The organism is Variovorax sp. OV329, from assembly GCF_900114785.1.
Lineage (GTDB): Bacteria > Pseudomonadota > Gammaproteobacteria > Burkholderiales > Burkholderiaceae_C > Variovorax.
Map to the genome: position 1 here is coordinate 1 of NZ_FOUG01000041.1, position 7063 is coordinate 7063.

Sequence of the window (7063 nt, forward strand, 5' to 3'; positions counted from 1 at the left end):
GCGGATTGCCTCAGCCGTCAACTTGGCAAGAACCAGAAACCCTGCGAGCAACCACGGCGGTGGCGAGGCAACTGCCGCGCGAGCGGCTTAGTCCATCGCTGCTGTTCTGACGGTCTGCTCTTCGGCCGGTGTGTGCCCGTACCAGACCTAGCGGTTGACCGCTAGGGATGACTGGTTTCCGCCGCCGAAGCAGTCGTAGGCTGAAGTCAGCAAATCTCGGTAACTCTGTGCCCCTAGCGAGCCGACCTCATGCGCGGCGCCGGTGGCGGCCCATAGTTTCAGCTCGAAGGACTAAGGCATGATCCTCAGGACGCTTGAACCTCTAAGTAGCTCATCTGCTCCGGAGGAGATCCCAGCTTCCACGAAAGCGAGTGTCGTCGCCAGACGTACAACTTTGCCGCGGGCCTCAAGGAACTGTCCTTGTCGCGCCGCCGATATGAATTGGGTGTTGAGTTGCACCGTCACGCACGCTCGCCGACCTGTTGCTTCCCAGGCAAAGGCGCTCACCGCGTGGTCGAATAGGGCACACAAGACGCCGCCATGGACAAATCCTGCCGGATTGAGGTGATCATCCGTCGCCAGAATTCCGTAAGCCCAGGTGTCGCCTTCCTTGCGGGTCCAAAGTGGGCCCAGCCTATCGGCAAAACGACCGAGCGTGCGTTGCCGCCACCCCGCTTGCTCCAAAACTTCCACGTGAATGTTGTTCATCTTGATCCCGGGCTGAATGCGATCGTCATGACAATGCCCGAGCTTCCAGCATGAGGTCGGCTGTCAACGATTGCGTGCGCTCTTTGGTCAGTTGATCGGACACACCGATAGCGACAAGGGCGTGGGCGAGTCGCTTCTGCGAATCCAAAACGGGGACTGCGATCACCGTGATTCCTCCCATGTAGTTGCCGCGGTCGATCGCGAATCCCTTCTTCGCCACGGCGCGAATCTCCTTTTTCCAAGTTTCGAATTCGGGCGCGTTGTCCCAATTGAGCTGTTTGAAGTGCCGTCCCAGATCCGCATCCGACAGCTCGGCGAAAGCGGCAACGAGCCGCCCTGTTGCGCTTGTTAGGGCGGGAAACCGACCACCGACTTCAACGTAGAGACGAAACGGGCCGCGCGAGCGGGCCAGTGCCAGAACGACCAGGTCTTCCACGCCCGATACCTTGACCCCGATCGTGGTGACGTCCCACTTCTCCGAAAGGCGGTCTAGCGCATCTTGCAATCGCTCAGAGAAGGGATTGTTCTCAACGACGCTATGCGCGAGCGCCAGCACTCCCACGTCCAGGGCGTACCGCTTGGTGCCAGCTTCGATCTTCACCATTCGTTCCTCGACGAGCACCCGAAGGATGTGAAGGCAGGTGCTGGTGACCATCTCCAACTCATCTGAAATTGCCTTCAGTGTCATTGGCTCTGGATGTGCAGCCAGCAGTCGAAGGATGGCGAGCGCCCTGGAGACGGCAGGCACGGGCCGGACGCGAGGCCCTTTGGCTTCACGAGTGGAGGGTTGTGCGGAAGAGGGCATGGATAAATCCGATTCGTTTCAGGCGCCGAGCATACGTTCGTTTCACACCAGGGCTTGTGCAAAACAGGTGTTGATTCACATTGGCCGACCCAGTCTGGAATTGTACATAGACAATCGTAGAGCGCTATTGACAATTCAAGAGGAGGCGCGCAAAGTCTGTTTCATCGACAAGGACGAAACGAGAGACAAGGCAATGACCAAACTGACCGACTACACCTCCTATGCGGACGCGCAAGCGCACTGCAGCTCCGAGCGGCTGTGGGAACTCTTTGACGGCAACAAGGAGCGCATGAACATTGCGCACGAGTGCATCGACCGTCACGTTGATGGAAGCCGCGAGGCGGTGGTCCTCGTGCGAGCCAATGGCGAGGACGAATCGCTCACATTCAAGGAGATCTCTGAAGGGTCTTCGCGATTCGCTCACTTTCTTATCGAGCAGGGCATCCGCCCCGGCGACCGAGTCGCGGTGATGCTGGAGCCCTCGCGGGCGTTCTATCTCTCCATCTTTGGCGCCATGAAGATGGGGGCCATCGCCGTGCCCCTGTTCACGCTCTTCGGTCCCGATGGCATTCGCCTTCGAGTTCAGGACTGCAAGCCGCGCCTGCTCGTGACGAACATCGAAAAGGCGGACGTGGTCCCTGCGACAGAAGACCTCAATGTTGTCGTCGCTGACGATGAATTCGTGTCCTCGTTGAGCCGCTTCCCTGCCCACTTCGAGGTCAACACCCGTGCCGACGACCTTGCGATCTTTCAGTACACCTCCGGCACGACCCGCGAACTTCCTGATGCGGTGAAGCACACTCACCGCGCGATCGTGACGCTGATGCTGGCCGCGCTCTATGGCACCGGGGTGCGACCTAGCGACCGTTTCCTGTGTCCTTCCTCGCCAGCCTGGGGCCATGGGCTGTGGCACGGAACGCTCGCGCCCCTGGCTATGGGGGTCACGATCGGCGCCTACGCCGGCAAGTTCAGCGGCGAACGGCTGCTCCAGGCGCTGGAGGCGCATCGCTTCACCAACCTGTCGGCTGCCGCCACGCACTACCGGATGATGCGCAACTCTGGTGCTGCGACGAAGCACCAATACTTCCTCCAGAAGCTTTCGTTCACTGGCGAGCCAATTGACAGCGAAACCGCATCTTTCGTCGAGGCGACTTTCGGTCACAAGGCCTGCAGCATGTACGGGACGACAGAGATCGGCGTCTGCCTGGTGTCGTACCCCGGCGCGCAGGATTTCCCGGTCAAGGCCGGCTCCCTGGGCAAGCCGGTTCCGGGCCTACGCGTGGAAGTGCAGGATGCCCAAGGAAACGTCTGCTCTCCGGGCGTTTCGGGTGAGCTGAAGCTCTGGCGCCGCGGCGAGTGGGTTGCCACGAAGGACCTGGGCCGTGTGGATGAAGACGGCTATTTCTGGCACGGCGGCCGAGCCGACGACGTGATCATTTCGGCTGGCTGGACGATCGGCGCCGTCGAGGTCGAAGACGCCATCCTCAAGCACCCGGACGTGAAGGAAGCCGCTGCGATCGGGGTGCCCGATGCCCTTCGAGGCCTGGTTGTCAAGGCGTTTGTCGTGTCGGACAGGCCGGCAGGCGATGCCTTCATTCAGGAAATCCAGGATGGGGTGCGCTCCCGTCTGAGCCAGCACGAATACCCACGCCAGGTCGCCTTCGTCGCGGAGCTGCCCAAGACACCCGCTGGAAAGATCCATCGCAAGAAGCTGCGCGAGCAGGAAGCTGCCAACGCTGTCGCCCACTCATAGACCACCACCACCACCCAACCTCAACCACTTACTCAACAGGAGACAGCATGTCCACCAAGATCGAACGCACCTTCCCCAAAATCACCGACCAGGGCATGGAAGAGCTGCGCGAGCGCATCGGACTGAAGATTGGCGCCACCGCTGAACCGTGGTGCTACGAGGCCACACGCGACAACATCCGGCACTACGCCCACGGTATCGGCGACGACAACCCGCTGTGGTGTGACCCGGATTACGCGGCCAAGTCGAAGTACGGCGGCATCGTCGCCTTGCCCAGCTTCTTGTTCTCGACAAGCCGGATCGTCTCGGGCTATGTCGGTGGCCTGCCGGGCGTGCACGCAATGTGGTCGGGTGCCGATTGGCAATGGCACCAGCCGGTTAAGCGCAACGACACGATCCGGACCGAGGCCTATCTGAAGGACCTGATCGAGCACCAGACCCGCTTCGCTGGCCGTGCAGTCCAGCAGATCTACCACGTGGACTTCTTCAATCAGGACGGCGACAAGGTGGCCGAAGCCGATAGCTGGTGCTTCCGCACGGAACGCGACCACGCCCGCGAGCAGGGCAGCAAGTACAAGGAAGTGCGGGCCCGCGAACCGCGTCGCTACTCACCCGAAGAGATCCAGGAGGCCTACAAGCTGTATGCCCAGGAGGAAGTGCGAGGCAGCACGCCGCGTTACTGGGAAGACGTCAAGGAAGGCGAATCGCTGCCCGTCATGTTCAAGGGCCCGATGACGGTGACCGGCTTCATTGCCTATGCCCAGGGCTGGGGCGGCTTGTACATCCGCGCCAACAAGCTGGCGTGGAAGCTCATCGACGCCCACCCCGGCGTGGGCATCACCAACCGCTTTGGCATCCCCGACGTCCCGGAGCGTGTGCACTGGGAAGAAGACTTCGCCCTGGAGGTCGGCGCGCCTGGTGCCTACGATTACGGTCCGGAGCGTACCTCGTGGATGACCAACCACTTGACCAACTGGATGGGCGACGATGGCTTCCTTCGCAAGTCTCACTGCAAGATCCGCCGGCACAACCCGGAAGGCGACATGCTTTTCATCAAGGGGCATGTCGTGCGCAAGTTCGTCGAGAACGGCCGCCACCTGGTTGAGATTTCGCAGGAAGCCCGCAACCAGGATGACGAACTGTCGGTGATCGCCTCGGGCGTGGTCGAACTGCCCTCGCGGGGCTGACGATCCGATGCCCCTCTCGGGGGGCATCCAAAGCATCGGCCCTCCGGGCCATTCATGTGGCGTGCCGGCTCCCCTGCCGGCATGCCGCAGTGTGCCAATTCGAGATCGACCATGCCAAATTCTTCCGAGCGCCATGCTTGCGGGCACGGCGCCTTAGCAGGGCTGCGCGTCATCGACTTGTCCAGAGTGCTGGCCGGTCCGCTGTGCACCCAGATGCTTTCCGATCACGGCGCAGAGGTGATCAAGATCGAACCCCCCTCGGGCGACGAAACGCGATCACTCGGCCCGCCGTTCGACTCGAAGGGCGACGCGGCCTATTTCACCGCCGTGAACCGCGGGAAGCGGGCGATGGTGATGAACCTCTCGCATCCGGAAGGTCGCCAAGCCTTGTTGGACATGGTCAAGGATGCTGACGTTCTGGTGGAGAACTTCATTCCTGGGACGATGCAACGCTGGGGGCTGGACTTCGAGGACGAGCTCAAACCTCGTTTCCCAAAGCTCATCTACTGCTCCATCTCTGGCTTCGGACCCGACGGCCCGCTCGGCGGCCTTCCCGGTTACGACGCGGTCCTGCAGGCGATGTGCGGGTTGATGAGCGTCAATGGGGATCCCGCATCAGGGCCTACCAGGATGGGTATTCCCATCGTGGACCATCTGACGGGCTATACGGCATTGACCGGCATCTTGCTTGCGCTGAACGATCGTCACCGCACGGGCCTGGGCCAGCGCGTCGAGGCCACCTTGTTCGACACAGCGCTCAGTTTGCTTGTCCCGCACGCGGCCAACTGGATGTACTCCGATCAGGTTCCTGGATTGCTCGGGAGCGCACATCCCAACATCTCGCCGTACGACAAGTTCCAGTGCCTGGATGGCCAAGTCTTTCTGGGTATTCTCAATGATCGGCAGTTCGCAAAGTTCTGCGCCGCAGTGGGCCTCGACCACCTGGTTGCCGATCCGCGCTTTGAAACCAACGCGGTGCGCTTGCAGCATCGAGGTGAACTGCGCAGTGAGATCGAGAAAACACTTGCGCAGCGCGAACGCGAGAAGCTGTGCAGCGACCTGATGCGTGCCGGCGTCCCGGTCGGACCGGTCAACACCGTCCCCGAGGCTTTCGCCCAGCCCCACGCACAGCACCGGCAGATGCGGGTGGAGCAGGACGGCTATCGAGGAATTGGCGTTCCGGTGAAGCTTTCGAGAACGCCCGGCGTGACGGGAAGTCCACCTCCCCGATTCGGTCAGCACGCAGCTTCTGTCTTGCGCGACGCAGGGTTCGACCAGGAGCGAATACAGCGGCTGGCGACGCTGGGCGTGTGCCCAGTGTCGGGCGACTAAGCCAGACGGAAACACAAATAATTCAACGGAGACAACATCATGAACTTCTTTGCTCGCGTCTTTGCCGTCCTACTTGTCCTATGTGTCGGGATCGGTGCGTCTGCACAGTCCTATCCCGTGAAGCCGATTCGGATCATCGTGCCCTACCAGGCGGGTCAGGGAACCGACGTGGCTACGCGATACCTCGGCGATCTTCTGGGAAAGTCGCTAGGGCAACCCATCGTTGTGGACAACAAGGCGGGCGCGGGTGGCAATATCGGCGCGGCCGAGGCGGCTCGCGCTGCGCCGGATGGGTATACGCTGGTCATGGGAACTAACGCGACCCATGTGCTCAATCAGTTCCTCTACCCCTCCATGCCATTCGATGCGGAGAAGGATTTTGAGGCAGTCTCTCTGGTGAGCACTTTCCCCATGGTGGTCCTCGCCAATGTCAGCGCCCCGTACACGTCTTTTGCGGCATTGATGGCTGACGCGAAGGCGAAGCCAAACTCCATCAACGTCGGCCTACCGAGCACGACAGCTCGCCTCGCACTGGAGATGATCCAGAAGCAGGGTGGTGCCGCAATGACGGCTGTTCCGTACAAAGGGTCTGGCACTTCAATGACCGATCTGATGGGCGGCCAGGTACTCGTCGGCATTGATACGGCCAGCGCTGCTCGTCCGTTCATCTCAAACGGCAAGCTCAAGGCGCTCGCAGTTACTTCCCTGAAGGAGTCCGCGCTTCTTCCTGGCGTCAAGACTGCGGCCTCGCAAGGGCTAGACGGGTTCCAGATGGTCGCTTGGAACGCGCTCTATGCGCCTCATGGAACGCCGGCCGTGATCGTCCAGAAGCTCAACGCGGAGCTTAGCAAGATCCTCGGACAGCCCGAGGTTCGCCAACGCCTCTTGGACCTCGGCCATGAAGCTGCAGGGGGGCCGCCGGACGCGTTGACGAGCTTCGCCCGCAGCGAACGCGAGAAGTGGGGCCCACTGATCAAGAGCGCTGGGCTCAAGCTCGAGTAATGGCCAGATCTCACTCACTCCCATATCCGAACGTGAATCGACACAGCTTGGTTCGGTGGGCGAGCCAAGTCCGAGCATCCCGTAGCGGCGTTGTTTTGAGGCGCCTTTCTTTAGATTCTTTGTACCCCCTGACTTGTCCATGGCAGTCTTAGCAACAAAACTCAATCCGAGGTCCGGGGAATTCCAGGCCAATGCCAACGCCATGCGCGCCCTGGTGGACGACCTGCAGTCGCAGTTCGCCAAGGTCGAGGCCGGCGGCGGCGAGGCGGCGCGCGC

At 61.3% G+C, this 7063-nt stretch carries 6 protein-coding genes; 4 read left to right on the forward strand and 2 right to left on the reverse strand.

The genetic code is table 11. The annotated features are described in order from the left end of the window. Positions 1-291 precede the first annotated feature (291 nt). Entirely contained in the window at positions 292-708 is a 417-nt protein-coding gene (locus tag BM345_RS29280; protein WP_093387310.1) for a PaaI family thioesterase, read from the reverse strand. 25 nt (positions 709-733) lie between these two features. Further along, the gene (locus BM345_RS29285; RefSeq protein WP_093387313.1) at positions 734-1513 is read right to left on the reverse strand and encodes an IclR family transcriptional regulator; all 780 of its coding nucleotides are present in this window, start codon (positions 1511-1513) and stop codon (positions 734-736) included. A 193-nt stretch (positions 1514-1706) separates the two neighbouring features. On the opposite strand from BM345_RS29285, the gene BM345_RS29290 reads away from it, so the two are divergent. The 4 genes from BM345_RS29290 (at position 1707) to BM345_RS29305 (ending at position 6787) form a co-directional block, all read left to right on the forward strand. Continuing rightward, positions 1707-3266 (forward strand): acetate--CoA ligase, encoded by a 1560-nt coding sequence (locus BM345_RS29290; RefSeq protein WP_093387322.1) that lies wholly within the window; start codon positions 1707-1709, stop codon positions 3264-3266. A gap of 47 nt (positions 3267-3313) precedes the next feature. Then, the gene (locus BM345_RS29295) at positions 3314-4453 is read left to right on the forward strand and encodes an FAS1-like dehydratase domain-containing protein (protein ID WP_093387315.1); all 1140 of its coding nucleotides are present in this window, start codon (positions 3314-3316) and stop codon (positions 4451-4453) included. Between the two features lie 111 nt (positions 4454-4564). Next, positions 4565-5785 (forward strand): CaiB/BaiF CoA transferase family protein, encoded by a 1221-nt coding sequence (locus tag BM345_RS29300; protein ID WP_093387317.1) that lies wholly within the window; start codon positions 4565-4567, stop codon positions 5783-5785. A gap of 39 nt (positions 5786-5824) precedes the next feature. Further along, positions 5825-6787, forward strand: coding sequence for a Bug family tripartite tricarboxylate transporter substrate binding protein (locus BM345_RS29305; RefSeq protein WP_093387319.1), 963 nt, complete (start codon positions 5825-5827; stop codon positions 6785-6787). Positions 6788-7063 lie beyond the last annotated feature (276 nt).